The following is a 19,307-nucleotide window of genomic DNA, read 5'->3' on the forward strand; positions in this document are numbered from 1 at the left end:
GCGCCGCTACGCTACGTGCGAAGTGTCATTCCGGTACTTGTAAACCGCACATCCTGTAGCGGCGCGATTTATCGCGCTGATGTTCAGAAGCGCCATGCCCATCCCGACATAGCGCAATGAATTGCGCCGTTACCGCTATTGCCTGTGTTGTTGAACGGGTGAAAACTCATCTCGCCGCTCTGCCACCCCGCCCTAATTATCCTGATAAACAATCCCGGGCGGATTAACCTGCGAAATCTCCACTGCCTCGCCCTCTTCACCCCATCTTGCCAGCACCTGGTGATACTGGCCGCCAGCGATAGCGCCGTTGATCGCCTGCTGCAGCGCGACGTCCAGGCCATTGCCCTTCTTCGTGGTGACCGCCACCCAGGCGCGAAACGGTCCGTGCCCGACAATTTTGGTTTGCCCGCGCGAAGCCACTTTCCACGCCGCCATGGCCTGCGGGCCAAATGACGCATCGGCCCGGCCAGAGAGCAGCGCCAGCGTGGCGGAGGCATCATCGTTGAGATAAATCGGCTGCACCGGGGCCAGGCCCTGCGCCCGATTTTTCTCATCCCAGCTCAGTAATATTCGCTCCTGATTGGTGCCGGAACCCACAATAATCCGTTTGCCGGCCACGTCTTCCCGGCGACGAATCGCGCTGATTTTACTGTCCGCTTTCACCGCGAAGGCGTGGTTATCCGCGCGATAGGTGGCGAAATCAAACTTCTGCTTGCGCTCCTCGGTCACCGCGATATTAAACATCGCCACATCATAGCGCCCTGCCGTGATGCCCAGCGGCCAGTCCTCCCACGCCGCCGGCACCAGCCTGAGTTTCAGACCGAGGCTGTCGGCCAGCAGGCGCGCAATGTCCGGGTCGCTGCCGATCAGCGTTTTATTATCGGACGCCCAGAGGCCAATCGGCGGTGAATTATTGGCTGAGGTGGCGACGGTTAAATAGCCGGGGTGAACAAAATGAAATCCGGCGGGGATCTTCGCGATCGCCTGCGGATTGGCCGCCATGGTGATCGGCGTTTCGTTGTTACTGGCGTCCAGCTGTTGCGCACCTGTCGCGGGTGCCGCCAGCACCGCACCCGTCAGCGCGAGTATAATCACCGGCTTCATTACAGCACCCTGGCGAGGAAACGTTTGGTGCGCTCATGACGCGGCTGATTTAGCACCTGCTGGCTGCTGCCCTGCTCAACCACGCGCCCGTCAACCATAAACACCACGTTATCCGCCACTTCGCGCGCAAAGCCGATCTCGTGCGTGACAATCACCAGCGTGGTGCCGGATCGCGCCAGTTTTTTAATCACATCCAGCACTTCGCCCACCAGTTCCGGGTCGAGCGCCGAAGTCGGCTCATCAAATAGCATCACGCGCGGGTTGAGCATCAGCGCACGCGCAATCGCAATGCGCTGCTGCTGACCGCCAGAGAGATGCCGCGGCCAGGCATCGGCTTTATGCCGCAGGCCGACCACATCCAGCAGCTCACCGGCGCGATCGATCGCTGCCCGGCGCGACAGCTGACGATGGGCAATCGGCGCTTCAATCAGATTTTCCAGCACCGTCAGGTGCGGAAACAGATTGAAGTTCTGGAACACATAGCCGACGTTGATGCGCTGCCGCAAAATCGCCTTCTCTTTCAGCTCATAGAGTTTATCGCCGCGCCGCTGATAGCCGATGTAATCGCCATCGATCTGAATAAAGCCTTCATCCACGCGCTCCAGATGATTGATGGTGCGCAGCAGCGTCGATTTGCCAGAACCGGACGGTCCGAGGATCACCGTCACCGAACCGGGAGCCAGCTCAAGCGACACATCATCGAGCGCTTTATGCCGGCCAAACGTCTTGCTGACGCCGGTAATACTGATGGCGCCGGTGGTATGCAGATAGCGGTAATCAATGGCTTCGGACATGAGACAGCTCCTCGTTGACGGCAGGGTTCACGCTGCGGTTGCGCCACTGGCGCCAGCGCGAAGGTTGCGGTTCACGCGTGACGCTGCGTGCCAGCCAGCGCTCGACGCTGTGCTGCAGCAGCGACAGCACGGTGGTGATGATCAGATACCAGGCGGCTCCGACCATCAGCAGCGGGATCACCTGCTGGGTGCGGTTGTAGATCATCTGGATGGTGTAAAACAGCTCGGGCATCGCCAGCACATACACCATCGAGGTGCCCTTGGCGAGGCTGATGATCTCATTAAAGGTGGTGGGAATAATCGCGCGCAGCGCCTGCGGCAGAATGATGCGAAACGTGCGGCGCGACGACGATAATCCCAGCGCCGAAGCGGCTTCAAACTGGCCGTGATCGACGCCGAGAAACCCGCCGCGAATGATCTCCGCGCTGTACGCGCTCTGCACCAGCGTCAGGCCAATCACCGCCGCCGGGAACTGGCCGAGCACGTTGATGGTCTGGAAGTGCCCCCAAGACAGGGCGGTGAACGGAATACCGAACGACAGCGTGTCGTACAGGTACGAGAAGTTATACAGAATGATCAGCACCACAATCAGCGGCAGCGAGCGAAACAGCCAGATATAGCCAAACGCCAGCGTGCTCAGCAGCCACGATGACGAGAGCCGCGCCAGGGCCAGCAGGCCGCCGAATATCAGGCTCAGCAGCGTGCCGCACAGCGTCAGCAGCAGCGTTTGTCCCAGGCCATTAAGAATCACCGGATCGAAAAACCAGCGGGCAAACACGCTCCACTCCCAGCGCGGATTAAAAGCCACGGAATCGATCACCGCCGCAAGGATAAACAGCGCGATGATGGCACCGACGGTACGCGCCGGATAGCGTGCCGGCACCACGGTCAAAGGTTGTTGCTTACTCATGGTGGCTCTCCTTAGCTGGCCTGCGCCACGTTGTGCACATCAATCACTTTGAGAAAACGCAGCCGGCCATCGTGCGGCGGCTGGCCGTAAATCTCCATATCTTCGCGCAGCTCAAACTGCGGCTGATAGCCGTGGCCGATATACAGCTGCACCGCTTCCGGCTGACGGAAACCGGTGGTGAGAAACACGCGCTGATAGCCTGCGCGTAGCGCCCGGCGCTCCAGCTCCTGCAGAATCAGCAGTGCCAGTCCCTGACGGCGCAGGTCACGCCGCGTCCAGATGCGCTTCAGTTCGGCGGTGGTAGCATCCCACGGTTTGTAGGCGCCCATGGCGATGATCTCACCGTCGCGCTCCAGCACGATGAACAGCCCGCGCGGCGGCAGATACCACTCGGTCAGCTCAACTTCATTGTGTTTCCTGAAGAAATCGCCGTAGCGTGCTGCATATTCACCAAACAGACCGTCAAGAATCGGCTGCAGCTCCGGCGCTTCCGGTGACACTTCGCGGAAAAATTGCTGGCTCATGCCTCCTCCTTAATCGCCCAGTCCGGGCGGATTGATCTCGGAACGATCCAGACGCTCCACGCCTTCACCCCAGCGGTTCAGCACCTTGTCGTAGTCACCGTTTTTGATCACGCCATTGAGTGCGGTGTTAATTGGCTGCACCAGCCCGTTGTCTTTCTTCACCGTCACCGCGATGTGCGCCGCCTTCGGCCAGCCGCCGTCCACGCTACCCACCAGCCGGGTCTTTTTGGTCAGCGCCGCTTTCCATGCGCCAATCACGTTAGGGCCGAAGTAAGCGTCGGCGCGCCCGGCCTGTAGCGCCAGCGTCTGCGCAGCGTCATCTTTGGTATAAACCGGTGTGAAAGGCTTCAGTCCCTTAGCCTGATTCTCTTTATCCCAGGCCAGCAGGATGGCCTCCTGATTGGTGCCGGAGCCGACGATGATGCGCAGGCCGGCGATATCTTCTGCCTTGCTCAGCGAGGTAATCGGGCTGCTGGTTTTCACATAGAAGCCCAGCGAATCTTTGCGGTAGGTGGCAAAATCAAAACGCTGTTTACGATCTTTGGTCACCGTCACGTTGGTGATCGCCGCGTCATATTTGCCCGATGCCACGCCCAGCGGCCAGTCTTCCCACGAGGTGGGCACGATGTTGAGCTTCAGCCCGAGGCTGTCGGCCACCAGACGCGCGATATCCACCTCACTGCCCAGCAGCGTTTTATTGTCGTCGCTGAATACCGTGAGCGGCGGCGAGTTGAGTGCCGCCACCGCCACGGTGAACGATCCCGGCACGGCAAATTTGTGGCCCGCCGGAATTTGCGCCACGGCGGCAGGATTCTCTGGCGTGTTGATGGGCGTTTTATTGGCGGCAAGGCTCACCTGCTGACCATTGACGGCCACGTCCTCGGCCAGTGCCGCACTGCTCAGGCCCAGTAACAGCAGCGCAATCAGGGATTTTTTCTGCATAGCGTGTTTTCTCATCGTTATTGTGGTGTGAACTGGTTGAGCGGTTGTTTCAGACCAAAGCTGGCGCGCAGCGTGCTGCCCGGGTATTCGCGACGCGTCAGGCCGCGCGCCTGGAGAACCGGAATCACCTGATCAACAAAACGCTCGAAGGTGTCCGGCGTGCCGCCCTGAATAATGAAACCGTCAGTGGCTTCGGTTTCGAACCACAGCTGCAGACCATCCGCTACCTGCTGTGGCGTGCCGTGAAACAGCGGACGCGGCGTCGTGGCTTCCAGCGCCGCCTGGCGCAGCGTATGGCCGTGTTCACGCGCTTTGCGTTTGATTTCGTCGGTGGTGCTACGGAAACTGTTCTGGCCAATATCGCCAATGTCCGGGAACGGCTGGTCGAGCGGATACTGCGAGAAGTCGTGATGGTCAAAGAAGCGACCAAGGTAGTTGAGTGCATCCTCAATTGAGACCAGCGCCGCGGTGGTCTGGTACTGGCGCTCGACGTCTGCGTCATCCTCCCCCACGATCACACTGACGCCCTGGAAAATGTGCAGATCGCCCGGTTCACGCCCGTTCGCCACCAGCTGCTGCTTCACATCCCGGTAGAACGCCTGCGCTTCTTCGCGCGTTGGCTGATGGGTGAAGATGGCGTCAGCATGACGCGCCGCCAGCTTGCGGCCATCTTCCGAGGCGCCCGCCTGAAAGATAATCGGCCGGCCCTGCGGCGTGCGCTCAATGTTCAGCGGCCCCTGTACCTGGAAAAAATCACCGTGATGATTCAGCGTGTGCAGTTTGTCAGGCGCATAGAACTGACCGCTGGCTTTGTTGCGCACAAACGCGCCCTCTTCCCAGGAATCCCACAACCCTTTCACTACCTGCAGGTATTCGTCGGCGATGCGGTAGCGCAGCGCATGCTCGGGATGCTGCTGACGCGAAAAGTTTTTTGCCGAGCCCTCCAGCGGCGATGTCACCACATTCCATCCCGCGCGCCCGCCGCTGAGATGGTCGAGACTGGCGAACTGGCGGGCGACGGTGAACGGCTCACTGTAGGAGGTGGACACCGTACCGACCAGACCGAGATGCTCGGTGACGCCGGCCAGCGCCGACAGCAGCGTCAGCGGTTCAAAGCGGTTAAGAAAGTGCGGGATCGATTTCTCATTAATGAACAGGCCATCGGCGACAAACAGGAAATCCAGTTTGCCAGCCTCGGCTTTACGGGCGATACGGCGGGCGTAATCAAAACTGATGCTGGCATCCGCCTGCGCCGCCGGATGACGCCAGGCGGACATGTTGCCGGATGCGCCGTGCAGAATGGTGCCGAGGCGCAGTTGTCTTGCAGTCATAATCGTCTCTCTTTGCTCATGGCGCAGCCTGCCGGCGATAGCCTTATCGCCGTACAGCGCTGCCAGAAATGGAAGGAAATCAGTTAAGGATGGCGTCGCGACATCGCGCGTTTAGCTGCTGCAATGCCTGTTGCGCCAGCTGACTAAAGTAGTGTGCCGCCGGGGCGATCAGCGCTTCATCGGGGTTGAAGCCACCGTGATGCAGGCCAAATTCACTGGCGCTGCCAATGCTGACAAATGCGCCCGGGAGCTGCTGCAGGTAATAAGCGAAATCTTCGCCGCCCAGGTGCAGCTCAGCCGGTTGCACCTGATAACCCACCTGCTGCGCCACCTGACTGGCAAACTGTGCCCAGTGGGCGTCGTTCTCCAGCACCGGCGGCCCCGGATGCCAGCTAAAGGTGGCCGTGGCACCGCTGGCGGCGGCGATATTGACCACCACCTCGCGCGCACGCTGCTCCAGCTGCGCGCGCACCTGTTTATCGTGCGTACGCACCGTGCCGCCAAATTCCGCTTCAGCCGTCTGCTGACCGTCGTGCCTGTGTGCATCAATCCGCGTGACGCTCAGCACCAGACTGTCCAGCGTATTAAAGCTGCGGCTGGTGAGGGATTGCAGCGCCTGAATAATCTGGCTGGCGACCAGGATGCTGTTCACGTCCGCGCGGGTGCTGTGCACACGCACCACAAATTTATCGGCGTTGGCATAAAACGCACCGCTGCGCGTGGCAAAGGTGCCCGTGGGTAAACCCGGTTCGTTGTGCATGCCAAAAATCGCCTGTACCTGATCCAGCACACCCGCGTCGATGAACTGGCGCGCGCCCTGGGCAATCTCTTCCGCCGGCTGGAACAGGATGCGCACCCGCCCCGGTAGCTGAGCTTCCCGTGCTTTCAGCTGCAGCGTGGCACCCAGTATCACCGCACTGTGCACATCGTGACCGCAGGCGTGCATGACGCCGGCTTGCCGTGAACGAAAAGGCAGCCCGGTGGCTTCATGGATCGGTAATGCATCGATATCGGCACGCAGGGCGATCAGGGGCGCGCCCTGACCCACTTCCGCCACCACGCCGGTGTGCAGCGGATAATCCAGCAGGCGCACGTCAGCCTGCTGCAGCCAGCGGCGCAGCCGCGCGCTGGTTTCCACTTCATGACCGGAGAGTTCCGGCCAGCTGTGCAGCTCGCGCCGCCAGTCAATCAGCTGCTGTTCGCTTACTATCGTCACAGGACCTCCCGGTCAGGCGCTAACCAGACGATGCGTCGCCAGCAGTTCGAGGGATTTCACCCGCGCCTGCTCCTCCGCCACCGGCGTATCAATAACAAACTCTTCAATGCCGTAACGCTGGTGCAGCGCATCAAGCTGCGCGTGCACCTGTGCCGCAGTCCCTTTCAGGAGCGACGGCGTGCGTGGCTCAATCACGTAGTCACTGAACCCGCCCTGACGCACATAGCGCTCAGCCTGTTCAATGCTGCCGACGTTAACGCTCTGTCCACCCGTCACGCTGACGTGATAAATGCGCAGTGTGTCGACCAGCAGGTCAGCTTCTGCCGGCGAATCCGCCACCACCACCTGCACCGCCACCAGCGCACGCTGACCCTGACTGTGCTGGCGATAGCTGTTCAGCACCTGCGCCATCAGTTGCGGATCGCCGTTGTGGTGTGCGGCGAACACCAGCTGCCAGCCGAGCTCTGCCGCCAGTCGGGCGCTCGCTTCGCTGGCCCCGAGCAGAAAGCGATTGGCCGGACGCGGCGGCTGCGGCGTGGCGCGCAGGATCTCCTCATCCCCCACCGGCGGCACACTGAGCCAGCTATCCAGCAGCGCCAGCTGTTCGGCAAAGCTGCCTTTCTCCTGCTGGCGCACCCCCAATTGCAGCGCGCGGGTGGAAAGCGGCAGTCCGCCGGGCGCTTTCCCCACGCCCAGGTCGATACGTCCAGGTGCCAGCGCAGCCAGCAGGTTGAAGTTTTCCGCCACTTTATAAGGGCTGTAGTGCTGCAACATCACGCCGCCGGAACCCACGCGGATATGCCGGGTCTGGCCAATGATCCAGGCAATCAACAATTCCGGCGAAGGACTCGCCAGCTGGTCGCTGTTGTGGTGTTCCGCCAGCCAGAAGCGGTGATAACCCCAGGCTTCCGCGCGCTGAGCCAGCTGCAGTGTGCGATGCAGGGCCTGCATGGCGCTCTCACCTGCTGCAATCGGTGATTTGTCGAGCAAACTCAGTCGGTATGACATGCGCCTGTTCCTTATTTCGATGAATAGGGTTGCGATGAATATGGCGCTTAGTGTGGCGGGGAGATTTATATTTCGTAAAACAACTAAATCGGCAAAGCGATTCAGGAAATGAGAAATAGTCATAATACTGGTGGATGAAAGCCTGATTTTTCATAAAGCGGATTTCGCTTTCTGTCGGGTTAACATTACGCGAGCCGGTAATGATCCGCAGCAGCAATAACCTCAGTGCAGGTTTTCAGGTTGAGAAAAAAACAATTTTATCGGGCCAGGAAAAACAACCCGGTAATTGCGTCATAAAATTAATTCTCCGCTTTTGTTATTTTCGCAAAAGCTTAGTGCAATTCATTGGTTCAACTCACGGGTTGCACATTTGATGATGATTTCAGCCCACCGGGCACTTGATAACAAAGGAAATCATCATGAAGACGCATTTTCACTTGCGGGCGCTGAGCTTAGCCCTGCTGACAGGGATATTTAGCGCCCAGGCGGCGGAGACGCCGGTCAAAGGCGGCACGCTGATTTATCTGGAACAGCAGGCACATACCAATCTTTATCCGCCGGCCGGGGGTTTTTATCCCAACGGCGGCATTCTCAATCAGATCACCGACAAACTGACGTGGCAAAATCCGAAAACGCTGCAGGTGGAACCGTGGATTGCCGAAAGCTGGAGCAGCAACGCGGATAAAACGGAATACACTTTTAAAATTCGTCCTGGCGTCACCTTTTCCGATGGCACGCCGCTGGATGCGAATGCCGTAGCGAAAAACTTTGATACTTACGGACTCGGTAATAAAGCCCAGCGCCTGCCGGTATCTGAAGTGATTAATAATTACGAACGCAGCGAAGTGATTGATCCCCAGACGGTGAAGTTTTATTTCAAACAGCCCTCACCTGGATTTTTACAGGGCACGGCCACCATTGGCTCCGGGCTGGTTTCTCTTAGCACGCTGCAGCGCAGCTTCGACCAGCTCGGCGATGCCCGCCATATTATTGGCTCCGGGCCATTTGTGGTCAGCGATGAAAAGCTTGGGCGGGAAGTGGATTTAACCGCGCGCAAAGATTACCAGTGGGGACCGAAAAACAGCACCCAGCAGGGACCGGCGAATCTGGCTGGCATCAAATTTATCGTCACACCGGAAGATAGCGTGCGCATCGGCGCGCTGCTGGCCGGCCAGGCCGATTTTATTCGCCAGGTGCAGGCGTATGACGAAAAACAGGCACAGCAGCAGGCGTTCCCGGTTTACGCAGCGCCGACGCGTGGCGTCAACGACAGCATCAGCTTCCGCCCGGACAACCCGCTGGTCAGCGATCTGCGTGTACGTCAGGCGCTGTTGCACGCGACCAACGCGCAGCAGGTGGTGCAAACCCTGTTTTCACCTAACTATCCGCAGGCCACCTCGGTACTCGCCGCCTCGGCCGCCGGGTATGTCAACCTCGCGGACAAACTGAAATACGATCCCGCCCGCGCCAGGCAACTGCTTGATGAGGCTGGCTGGCAGCCCGGCAGCGACGGCATCCGCGCTAAGGCGGGGCAAAAGCTGGCTCTGACCGTGTATGAATCGCTGCCGCAGCCGCAGAACAAAGAAGTGCTGCAGCTGGTGGCCCAGCAGTGGCGTCAGGTTGGCGTCCAGCTCACGGTGAAAGCCGGTGACGCTGGCAGCCGCACGCTGGACAACCTCGATCCGCTAAAAACGCCGCTCACGGTCTCGGAAGTGGGCCGCGCCGACCCGGACGTGGTGAAGAGCATGTTTTATCCCGCCAACCGCGATGCGCTGCTGCAAAAAGGCGGCTCCAGCGACAAAGTCCAGCATTTCCGTGACGACCAACTCAACAAGCTTTTGGTGGCAATCTCGGCCGAAGTCGATCCGGCGAAACGTCTGGCGCTCACCGGAGACGCCCAGCGTTATCTGCTGGATCAGGCTTATGTGATCCCGATCTTTGAAGAGCCGCAGGTGTTTGCCGGCGCGCCGTGGCTGAAGGGCGTGAGTTTTGAAGCCGTAGGCCGGCCGTCGTTCTACGGCGCATGGCTGGAAAAACATTGAGAGGATGATGATGCGACACGCACTGCTGCATAGAGCGGGACAAAGCCTGCTGGTGTTATGGGCGGCGTTTACCCTGTCGTTTCTGCTGCTGCAGGTGCTGCCGGGCGATGCGGTGCTGATCAAGTTCCAGAATCCGGATCTGGGTCTCAGCCCGCAGCAAATTGCAGAGATGCGGCAGGCCTACGGTGCCGATAGCCCGATCTGGCAGCAGTATCTGCATACGCTGCTGGCGATGCTGCGCGGTGACTTTGGCTACTCGGTGCAGGCAGGTGTGCCGGTCAGCGATCTGCTGCGCAGCAATCTGCCCGCCACGCTGCAGCTGGCGCTGGCGGGATTTGCCGTTGCCTGCGTGGTCGCCTTCGCACTGGCGGCGCTGGCGCGACTGCCTGCGCTGCGCCTGCTGCGTACGCTATTGCAGTCGCTGCCGGCACTGTTTATTTCGCTGCCGACGTTCTGGCTTGGCATCGCGCTGATTCAGCTGTTCTCCTTTCAACTGCGCTGGATCCCGGTGATCAACCCATCGCCCCTGCAGGGGCTGATTCTGCCGGTGCTGACCGTCGCCGTGCCCATCTCCGCCCCGCTGGCCCAGATTCTGCTACGCAGCATCGATCAGGTTGCTACCCAGCCGTTTGTCGCCGTGGCCCGCGCCAAAGGTGCCAGCGCACAACACGTGCTGTGGCGCCATATCATGCGCAACGCGCTGCTGCCGGTGCTCAATGTGGCCGGTTTGCTGCTGGGGGAATTGATCGCGGGCGCGCTGATTACCGAAACCGTGTTCGGCTTAAGCGGCATCGGTCAGCTGACCCAGCAGGCGGTCAACAATCAGGATGTGGCGGTGTTACAGGCGGTAGTAATGATCTCCGCACTGGCGTTTGTACTGATCAACCTGCTGGTCGATCTGCTGATGCCGCTGTTCGACCCACGTCTGCAAACCGTAGCCGGAGGAAATTCATGAGTCTGGTCGATTACTCTACCGCGCGTCAGGGACAGCCGGCCTTGCGGCGCGATCGTGCCCGTCGCCTGCAGCCTGGCTTGTGGCTGGCATGGACGGTGCTGGCGCTGGCATTCGTGGCGGCCGTGGCACCGCAACTGTTCACCCACTATAGCCCGACCGAAGGCATTGCCGGCGCGCAGCGCTTAGCGCCGCACAGTGCGCACTGGCTCGGCACCGATCAACTCGGACGCGACCTGCTGGCGCGCATCGTCTATGGCGCCTCGCAGTCGCTCTCTGCGGCGGTCGCAGCGGTGGCGATGGGGCTCACTGGCGGAACCGCGCTGGGCGTCCTGGCCGGGGCCGTGGGCGGCCGCACTGAACAGGCACTGATGCGACTGGTTGATGTGCTGCTTTCAATCCCGGCGCTGCTGCTGTCATTAAGCCTGCTGATCCTGCTGGGTTTTGGCACCGTGCACGCTGCGCTGGCGGTGGGCATCGCCTCGATTGCCAGTTTTGCCCGGCTGGCACGCGGCGAAGTGGTGCGGGTACGCCGCAGTGAATATGTGGAAGCGGCTTTCGGCAGTGGCGGCCGTTTCTGGCAGGTACTGTGGCGCCACATTGTCCCGAACTCGCTGACCGCGGTGATTGCCTTCGCCGCGCTGCAGTTCGGTCAGGCCATTCTGGCGCTCTCAACCCTCAGCTTTCTCGGCTATGGCACGCCGCCACCGACCCCCGAATGGGGTTTGCTGATCGCCGAAGGCCGCAACTATCTGGCTACCGCGTGGTGGCTGACTACCTTTCCCGGCGTGGTGGTGGTCGCCGTGGTGCTGGCGGCAAATCGCGTCAGCCGTCAGCTGGCAGGAGGTGACGCATGACAGCGCTATTGAATGTGGAAAACCTCAGCCTCAGCTATCGCCAGCGCGGCGAGTGGCACGAAGTGGTACACAACGTGAGCTTTTCCCTGCAGCCGGGCGAAATGGTGGCGCTGGTCGGTGAATCCGGCTCAGGCAAAACCACCACGGCCCAGGCGATTATCGGTCTGCTGGCGGACAATGCCCGGCGCGATAGCGGTAAAATTTTGCTGAACGGCACCGATATCGCCGGCTGGTCATCCCGGCGCATGGACAGCGTGCGCGGCGTGCATATCAGCCTGGTGCCGCAGGATCCCGGTAATTCGCTTAATCCGGTGAAGACCATTGGCGATCAGGTTGGCGAGATCCTGCAGCTGCATCAGAAGCTTAGCCGGACCGCGCGCCAGCAGCGCGTGCTGGAACTGCTGCAAAAAGTTGGGCTGAGCCATCCTGAGCAGCGCCTGCATCAATATCCGCATCAGCTTTCTGGCGGAATGAAGCAGCGCGTGCTGATTGCCATCGCCCTCGCCCTGCAACCACAGTTGATCATCGCCGATGAGCCGACCAGCGCGCTCGATGTTACGGTGCAAAAGCGCATTCTCGATCTGCTCGACCAGCTACGCCGTGAGTTCGCCACCGCCGTGCTGTTTGTCACCCACGACCTGGCGCTGGCCGCGGAACGCGCTGACCGTCTGCTGGTGTTTCGTCACGGCGAGATCCAGGAACAGGGAAGCGCAGCGACGCTGGTCAGCGCGCCACAGCATCCTTATACCCGCCAGCTGTTACAGGACGCGGTGCCCGACGCTACTGCTCTGCCTTATCCGTCCGCAGCCCGTTTTTCCACACCGGCGATTCAGCTCAACGCCATCGATAAACAGTTTGCGCTTGGCAGGCAGCAGACGCTGACGGTGGCGAAAGCGGTCAGCCTGACGGTGCCACGCGGTACGACGCACGCGCTGGTGGGTGAATCCGGCTCCGGCAAAACCACGCTGGCGCGCATTCTGCTTGGCTTTGAACGCGCCGATCGCGGCAAAGTGATGATCGACGGCATTGATGCCAGCAGCCTGCGCGGCGAAGCGCTGCGTCAGCTGCGGCGCAAAATCCTGTTTGTATACCAGAATCCGTTCTCCTCGCTCGATCCGCGCCAGACGCTGTTTAACATCATTGAAGAACCGCTGCGCAACTTTGGCTCGCTCAGCGCCGCCGCACGCCAGCAGCGGGTGCACGAAGTGGCGCAGCGGGTGGCACTGCCGCTGGAACTGCTGACGCGCAAGCCGCGCGAGCTGTCTGGCGGCCAGCGTCAGCGCGTCGCCATCGCACGGGCGTTGATCCCGCAACCGGCGATCCTGGTGCTGGATGAGGCAACGTCGGCGCTGGACGTCACGGTGCAGGCGCAGATTCTGCAATTGCTGCAACAGTTACAGCGCGAGCTGGGCCTCACCTATCTGTTTATCACCCACGATTTGGCCACCGTACGACGACTGGCACACAGCGTTACCGTGCTACGCGCAGGCGAAGTGGTTGAACAAGGTGACACCGTCACACTGTTCAATGCGCCGCAGCACCCTTACACCCGCGCGTTGATTGACGCCATTCCGGTTTTCCGTCCGCTGATTAAGGAGTCTGCATGACGCGCAAACGCATCGGTTTTTTTACCCGCCTGCTCGACGATACCACAGCGCAACAGCGCTACCGGCTGGCGACGGAACAAATTCAGCACGCTGAACGCTGCGGATTTGACAGTGCCTGGATCGCGCAGCATCACTTTCATGAAAAGGAAGGCGGGCTGCCCTCACCGCTGGTGTTTCTTGCTCACGTGGCCGCGCACACCCGTCGTATCCGCCTCGGCACCGGCATCATCACCCTGCCGCTGGAAAATGCCCTGCGCGTGGCCGAAGACGCGGCGGTGCTGGACCTGCTGAGCGACGGACGACTGGAGGTGGGGCTCGGCTCCGGCGGCACGCCAACCTCATTTTTGCCGTTTGGCCTGACCAGCGAACAGCGCGCCGGCGTGTTTGCCGACCAGTTGCATACGCTGCTCAGCGCGTGGCGCGGCGACACGCTGGCCCATCCGGACAATCATCTCTATCCGCCGGCTCCCACGCTGGCGCAGCGTGTGTGGATCGCCACCTTTTCCGTTGCAGGCGCGACGCGTGCCGGCCAGGCCGGTCACGGGCTGATGTTATCGCGCACCCAGCCGCGGCCGGCGGGCCAGCCGGACCTGTCGCTGCAGCAGCTGCAAAACCCGATGATCGATGCTTATCTCGCGGCGCTGCCGTCGGGCGTTGCGCCCCGCATCCTGGCTTCACGCACCGCGTTTGTTGCCGACTCAAACGACTACGCGCGCCGCCTTGCCGCGCCCGGTCTGCAGCGCCAGGCAGAGCAGTTTCGCAAGGCGGGCCACGACATCACCGGCAGCACGCTGGAGAGCCACGCGCGCCAGCTCGATGCGCATATCGGCGATGCGGACGCGGTGCTGGCTTCGCTGCTGGCCGACAGCACGCTGACGCGCGCCACCGACATCACCTTCCAGGTGCACTCTATCGATCCGCCGCACGCCGATACGCTGCGTTCGGTGGCGTTAATTGCTGAACATATTGCCCCCACGCTGCGTGCGCTGGGGACCGCTTAACAGGAGAAAATCATGTCTCAGGCTACAGATTTACTGGCGGCGCTGGCCGATATCGACCCGGCGGCGCAACTGGCAGAGGCGCGCAGCGTGCGTCAGGCCGCGACCCGACACGCCCAGGGCAGCTATGAGGTGCTGTTTGGCCAGGATGACGACGATTTCCCGCTGGCGCAGCGTTACGCGCTCGCCGGGCAGGTCGCGGGCTGGCACGGCGTCACATCATTGCAGGCACACTATCAGCAGCAATCCAGCGAAACCCCGACAGATACGCGCTTTGCCGCCGGTCGCGCCTTTGCTGAGCTGCTGAGCCTGCATCCGGTCGACGCCACACCGCAACAACTGACCACGCTGCGCCATGCCGGCTGGACGCCGCGCGGCATCGTCACGCTGGCGCAGCTGGTGGGATTTGTCAGCTTTCAGAGTCGCCTGCTGACCGGCCTGCGCCTGCTGAGCGGTGAAACATCGCGCGCGCAGCCGCATGCGGTGGCCGGCAAATGGCATAGCGCCCCGCTTACGGCCAGCGGTCAGACTGCGCTCACTGCGTTTACCCAGCAGGAGCTGGGCTGGGAGCCGTGGCTGGCAGCCAAACCGCTCAGCGAGTTTACGGCGGAAGAACAGGCGACACTGGCAAAAAACGGTCATAGCGAGTCCGACTATTTCCGTCTGCTGGCGCGCAATCTGCCGCTGCTGGAACAACGCACGCTGACGGATAAAGGCATTTTTTATACGCCGGGCGGTTTGCCTCGCGCCGAGCGCGAACTGGCGGCCACGGTGGTGAGTAAAGTCAACGGCTGCATTTACTGCGCGTCCGTGCATGCCCGCAAAGCCAGTCAGCTGTCAAAAGATGAGACTGCGGTGCAGAAACTCCTGAATGTCGCGCCGGGTGCCGAGCTGGCACACGGCCAGTCCGCGCGCTGGGCGGCGATTATCGATTTTGTCGCCACCTTATCGCTAACCCCGGTCGCCAGCAGCCAGACCCAACTGCAGGCGCTGCGCGAGCACGGACTGGATACGCTGCAGCTGCTGGACCTGATCCAGTCCGCCGCGTTTTTTGCCTGGGCCAACCGCCTGATGCTAACGCTGGGCGAACCTTTCTTACCCGAACAGCCGCAGGGATGACCATGACACACACGTTATCTGCCACACCGGCAGCGTTTACTGACCATTTTCATATCACCATTCACGGCAAAGGCGCTCACGCTGCACGTCCGCATGAGGGCATCGACAGTATCGTTACCGGCAGCCACATCGTCAGCGCGCTGGCGGCCGCCGGCCTGGATGTCACCCGCTTTCAGGGCGGCAACAGCTGGAACGTGCTGCCGCCAGAGGTCGTCGTGGAAGGCGTGCTGCACAGCGAGGATGCCAGCGCGCGCCAGCGATCATCGGCGCAGGCCGCGACGCTGGTCAGCCATATTGCCCGGGCGTTCGGCGCCGAAGCGCAGCTCGCCTGGCAACCGCAACGCGAAGCCGAACGCAGCGCGACACCGCGGTCATCGTAATGATGCGAACCAGGAGGCAGATAATGGCGATACCGGTACCCATTCCACAGCTCGATCATGCAGTGATCAATGTTGCCGATCGGCTGGATGACGCCAGCGCGTTGTATCGCCGGCTCGGTTTCCAGCTCACGCCACGCGGCCATCATTCGCTGGGCTCCAGTAATCATCTGGCGGTGTTTGGTGATAATTATCTGGAACTGCTGGGCTATGAAGCCGGGCGTGCGCACCGGCGTCAGGATATCTGGCAGGCACCGGCGGGCCTGAGCGGTCTGGTATGGAAAACCGACGATGCCGATGCAGTGTGGCGCTATCTGGAAAGTCAGGATATTGATGGCGATCCCGCCGCCAGTTTTTACCGGCCGGTGCAGTTGCCGGATGGCAGCGCACAGCAGGCGCGTTTTCGCACCGTTCGCCTGCGCCCCGCACTGGTGCCAAACGGACGCAGTTTTTTCTGCCAGCATGAGACACCGCAAGCGGTCTGGCAGCCAGTGTGGCAGCAGCATCCCAACGCGGTGACCGATATTATTGAGTTTGTGGTGGTGGCCCAGGATCCGGCAGCCGCCGCGCTGCCCTACAGTCGTTTATTTGGTGCCGATAAGCTCACCGCCTGCCAGCAGGGCGCGTTTGTGCTGAAAGCGGGCGTTGCCACCGTGCGCTTTGCCGCTGCGCACTATGTGACGCAGCGCTTTACCGGCCTGCCGCCAGATTATGACGGCAGTGCGCGTATGGCCGCGCTGACGCTGCGCAGCAGCGACTTACGCAGGGTGAAAGCCAGCCTGCTGCTGGGCGATGTGCCTTTCCGCGAAGAGCCAGACGCCATCGTGGTCAGCGCGGAACAGGCCAGCGGCGTGGCGCTGCGGTTTCAGCTATGAAAGCATTGTCGGAGTAGATTGCCTGCTGACGACCTGGCAAGCGAACCAGATCTTAATCTCATCGCTTACTGTAGAAATAGAAACACGACAACAGGCCGTTATTAAAACGGCCTGTTGCAATGACTATGACGCCTGATTTGCAGCGTATAATTTATTATTTATACACTGTTGCCGTACCCTGTATTTTCTTGCCTTCTTTGCCGGAGGTGATCACAAAATATTTACCCCCCATCTCATCGGCCTTTTTCGAGATTTCAGCCATGGCCTCTGCCGGTGAACTGTATTCATTATTGGTACTAACCTTACCAACTTCCTGATACTGCTTAGCCTCTTCTTTAGTAATCTCCTGCGCTGCCAGAGCCGATAAAGAGAAAGTTGACGCCACCAGCAATGACATTATTGCTACCGTAATTTTTTTCATAAATCACCCCAGATTAATTGATTCCATCCCGTTCCGGATGGCCTTTTAAGGCTTAGGTGAGCCATAATAATAACGCAAACCTGAACGCTGAAAAATATGACCCGCCTCGTAAAAAATAACCAGCCACTTTCAGCCCACAGAAAATTTATTTATATATTACAATATATTAAGTTATTTTAAGCTTATTCAAAATAAGAAATTCCCTAGACGAAATGCGGAGCAGTGCGATACAGCAGAAAAAAATCACTCTGCCGCTCACATTTTTAAAATAGCACTTGGCATTCCAGTTATGAGCCGCTATGGTTGCTACATAACCAGATACACAGCCTGCTCATTTTTTGCATTTTTATACCTTGGTTACTTATACCCTCTCGCACACCGCATATTTTTCGCCTGCACGCAGCCTGCGTGCAGCGGGCCACGCTTTAATAAAAACTATTTAAAATCACAGATAATCAGACTGACTGAGCACCGCCATTCCGCACCGGGAAATAGCTATCAAAAAGATGCGTTTATTCATCTGTCGTCCTTTCAGGATAAGGAGGAAATAACCGTCTGCGCAGCACTTATTCGGTCGGAAAAATTCTGACCTGGTCGGAATACAATTATCGGAGTGCAGAAATGTCCAGATTACCTTTTAGCAAGTCACTATTAGCGTCCATGCTATCTGTGGCCTGCTGTTCCTGGAGCGCCCATGCGGCTCCTCAATCCCCGACGCCCTCTACCGCGCCCGAGCAAAATTCGGGCAAGCCTAACATCGTGGTGATTTTTGGCGATGACATTGGCTACTGGAACATCAGTTCCTATAACCAGGGCACCATGGGATACAAAACGCCCAACATCGACAGTATTGCCGCCGAGGGCGCCAAATTCACCTCGTATTACGCCGAGCAAAGCTCCACCGCCGGACGCTCGTCGTTTATCACCGGGCAGATGCCGTTCCGCACCGGCATGAGTAAAGTCGGTATGCCAGGTGCGCCGCAGGGCCTGCAGAAAGAAGATCCGACCATTGCCTCAATCCTGAAACAGCTCGGCTATGCCACCGGTCAGTTTGGTAAAAACCATCTGGGCGATCGCAATGAATTCCTGCCTACCGCACACGGTTTCGACGAGTTCTTTGGCAATCTGTATCACCTGAACGCCGAAGAAGAACCCGAGAACCCGGACTATCCGAAAGATCCTGAGTACCGTAAACAGTTCGGTCCGCGCGGCGTCATTAAAGCCAGCGCGGATGGCAAGGTTGAAGATACCGGGCCACTGAACGTGAAACGTATGGGCACGGTGGATGAAGAGTTCCTCGCCGCCAACAACGATTTCATGGAGCGTCAGGTCAAAGCGGGCAAACCGTTTTTTACCTGGTTCAACACCACGCGCATGCACAACAAAACGCACATTAAACCGCAGGATCAGGGCGTGACCGGCCTCGGCGACTACGCAGACGGCATGGTTGAGCACGATAAAATGATCGGCGAGGTGCTGAAGAAAATCAAAGATCTGGGTATCGAAGATAACACCATCGTGATTTACACCACCGACAATGGTCCGATGATCGCCACCTGGCCTGATTCCGGCATGACGCCATTCCGCGGCGAGAAAAATACCGGCTGGGAGGGCGGGTTCCGCGTACCCGCGATGATCAAATGGCCGGGGCATATTAAGCCTGGCACGATGATCAACGATATTTTCGGCAGCAACGACTGGTTCCCGACGCTGGTTGCCGCAGCGGGCGTGCCGGATATCAAACAGCAGCTGCTGAAAGGCTATAAGACCAGCGCCATGACCTACAAAGTGCATCTGGACGGTTACAACCAGCTGGATTTCCTGCAGGGCAAAGGGCCCGACCAGCGTAATGAGTTCTTCTACTGGAGCGATGACGGCGATCTGTTAGCGATGCGCTACGGTCGCTGGAAAGCGCATTTCATGATTCAGGAACACACCGGCCTCGACCTGTGGAAATATCCGTTCGTTAAACTGCGCACGCCACTGATCTTCGACCTGGAGATCGACCCGCTGGAGCGCGGTGACAGCGGTATGGATTACAACCACTGGTTCTATGACCGTCTGTTCCTGCTGGGTGGCGCGCAGAAATATGCCGCAGAAATGCTGCAAAGCTTCAAAGAGTTCCCGCCTCGTCAGAAACCCGGCTCTTTCACCGTTTCGGATGTGCAGAAACTGATTGACGAAGGCAGCCCGGCCACCAACTGAGTTATCACTCACAGCCGGGCACGCC

18 protein-coding genes are annotated in these 19,307 nt (G+C 59.7%); 9 read left to right on the forward strand and 9 right to left on the reverse strand.

Annotated elements, in window-relative coordinates:
* Positions 1-192: 192 nt before the first annotated feature.
* From E7738_RS19425 to E7738_RS19460, 8 genes are all read right to left on the reverse strand, one after another.
* The gene (locus E7738_RS19425) at positions 193-1,104 is read right to left on the reverse strand and encodes an ABC transporter substrate-binding protein (RefSeq protein ID WP_394516503.1); all 912 of its coding nucleotides are present in this window, start codon (positions 1,102-1,104) and stop codon (positions 193-195) included.
* Positions 1,104-1,898 carry an amino acid ABC transporter ATP-binding protein gene (locus E7738_RS19430; protein ID WP_058770231.1) on the reverse strand — a complete coding sequence of 265 codons (795 nt, stop codon included), beginning with the start codon at positions 1,896-1,898 and terminating at the stop codon, positions 1,104-1,106. Before E7738_RS19430 ends, E7738_RS19425 begins: the two co-directional genes overlap by 1 nt.
* Complete coding sequence (locus E7738_RS19435; protein WP_021509060.1) at positions 1,882-2,808, reverse strand: amino acid ABC transporter permease; 927 nt, start codon at positions 2,806-2,808, stop codon at positions 1,882-1,884. The genes E7738_RS19430 and E7738_RS19435 overlap by 17 nt, the downstream gene beginning before the upstream one ends.
* A gap of 11 nt (positions 2,809-2,819) precedes the next feature.
* Complete coding sequence (locus E7738_RS19440) at positions 2,820-3,332, reverse strand: GNAT family N-acetyltransferase (protein ID WP_021509059.1); 513 nt, start codon at positions 3,330-3,332, stop codon at positions 2,820-2,822.
* Positions 3,333-3,341: 9 nt separating this feature from the next.
* Complete coding sequence (locus tag E7738_RS19445; RefSeq protein ID WP_058759106.1) at positions 3,342-4,274, reverse strand: ABC transporter substrate-binding protein; 933 nt, start codon at positions 4,272-4,274, stop codon at positions 3,342-3,344.
* Positions 4,275-4,291: 17 nt separating this feature from the next.
* A complete protein-coding gene (locus tag E7738_RS19450) occupies positions 4,292-5,605 on the reverse strand; it encodes an LLM class flavin-dependent oxidoreductase (protein ID WP_104187426.1) in 1,314 nt (437 codons plus the stop codon).
* Positions 5,606-5,684: 79 nt separating this feature from the next.
* On the reverse strand, positions 5,685-6,821 hold the full coding sequence (locus E7738_RS19455; protein ID WP_394516504.1) for an amidohydrolase: 1,137 nt from the start codon (positions 6,819-6,821) through the stop codon (positions 5,685-5,687).
* A gap of 12 nt (positions 6,822-6,833) precedes the next feature.
* The gene (locus E7738_RS19460; RefSeq protein ID WP_394516505.1) at positions 6,834-7,829 is read right to left on the reverse strand and encodes an MsnO8 family LLM class oxidoreductase; all 996 of its coding nucleotides are present in this window, start codon (positions 7,827-7,829) and stop codon (positions 6,834-6,836) included.
* Positions 7,830-8,248: 419 nt separating this feature from the next.
* On the opposite strand from E7738_RS19460, the gene E7738_RS19465 reads away from it, so the two are divergent.
* The 8 genes from E7738_RS19465 to E7738_RS19500 are packed head-to-tail and all read left to right on the forward strand — an operon-like array spanning position 8,249 to position 16,656.
* Positions 8,249-9,871 (forward strand): TIGR04028 family ABC transporter substrate-binding protein, encoded by a 1,623-nt coding sequence (locus tag E7738_RS19465; RefSeq protein WP_394516506.1) that lies wholly within the window; start codon positions 8,249-8,251, stop codon positions 9,869-9,871.
* A 10-nt stretch (positions 9,872-9,881) separates the two neighbouring features.
* The gene (locus E7738_RS19470) at positions 9,882-10,826 is read left to right on the forward strand and encodes an ABC transporter permease (protein WP_176428151.1); all 945 of its coding nucleotides are present in this window, start codon (positions 9,882-9,884) and stop codon (positions 10,824-10,826) included.
* Positions 10,823-11,680, forward strand: a complete 858-nt coding sequence (locus tag E7738_RS19475) for an ABC transporter permease (RefSeq protein WP_058770236.1) — start codon at positions 10,823-10,825, stop codon at positions 11,678-11,680. The genes E7738_RS19470 and E7738_RS19475 overlap by 4 nt, the downstream gene beginning before the upstream one ends.
* Entirely contained in the window at positions 11,677-13,287 is a 1,611-nt protein-coding gene (locus E7738_RS19480) for a dipeptide ABC transporter ATP-binding protein (RefSeq protein WP_394516507.1), read from the forward strand. The genes E7738_RS19475 and E7738_RS19480 overlap by 4 nt, the downstream gene beginning before the upstream one ends.
* Complete coding sequence (locus E7738_RS19485; RefSeq protein ID WP_059012114.1) at positions 13,284-14,288, forward strand: putative FMN-dependent luciferase-like monooxygenase; 1,005 nt, start codon at positions 13,284-13,286, stop codon at positions 14,286-14,288. Before E7738_RS19480 ends, E7738_RS19485 begins: the two co-directional genes overlap by 4 nt.
* A gap of 12 nt (positions 14,289-14,300) precedes the next feature.
* The gene (locus tag E7738_RS19490) at positions 14,301-15,404 is read left to right on the forward strand and encodes an alkylhydroperoxidase domain protein (protein WP_260640924.1); all 1,104 of its coding nucleotides are present in this window, start codon (positions 14,301-14,303) and stop codon (positions 15,402-15,404) included.
* Positions 15,405-15,406: 2 nt separating this feature from the next.
* A complete protein-coding gene (locus E7738_RS19495) occupies positions 15,407-15,784 on the forward strand; it encodes a peptidase dimerization domain-containing protein (RefSeq protein ID WP_031280000.1) in 378 nt (125 codons plus the stop codon).
* A gap of 23 nt (positions 15,785-15,807) precedes the next feature.
* Positions 15,808-16,656, forward strand: coding sequence for a VOC family protein (locus E7738_RS19500; protein WP_394516508.1), 849 nt, complete (start codon positions 15,808-15,810; stop codon positions 16,654-16,656).
* Between the two features lie 154 nt (positions 16,657-16,810).
* On the opposite strand, the gene E7738_RS19505 is transcribed toward E7738_RS19500, so the two are convergent.
* Positions 16,811-17,077, reverse strand: coding sequence for a YdgH/BhsA/McbA-like domain containing protein (locus tag E7738_RS19505; protein WP_058770242.1), 267 nt, complete (start codon positions 17,075-17,077; stop codon positions 16,811-16,813).
* Between the two features lie 660 nt (positions 17,078-17,737).
* Here E7738_RS19505 and E7738_RS19510 point away from each other — a divergent pair.
* Positions 17,738-19,282, forward strand: a complete 1,545-nt coding sequence (locus E7738_RS19510; protein WP_394516574.1) for an arylsulfatase — start codon at positions 17,738-17,740, stop codon at positions 19,280-19,282.
* Positions 19,283-19,307: the final 25 nt, after the last annotated feature.

The organism is Pantoea sp. SGAir0430, from assembly GCF_043549295.1.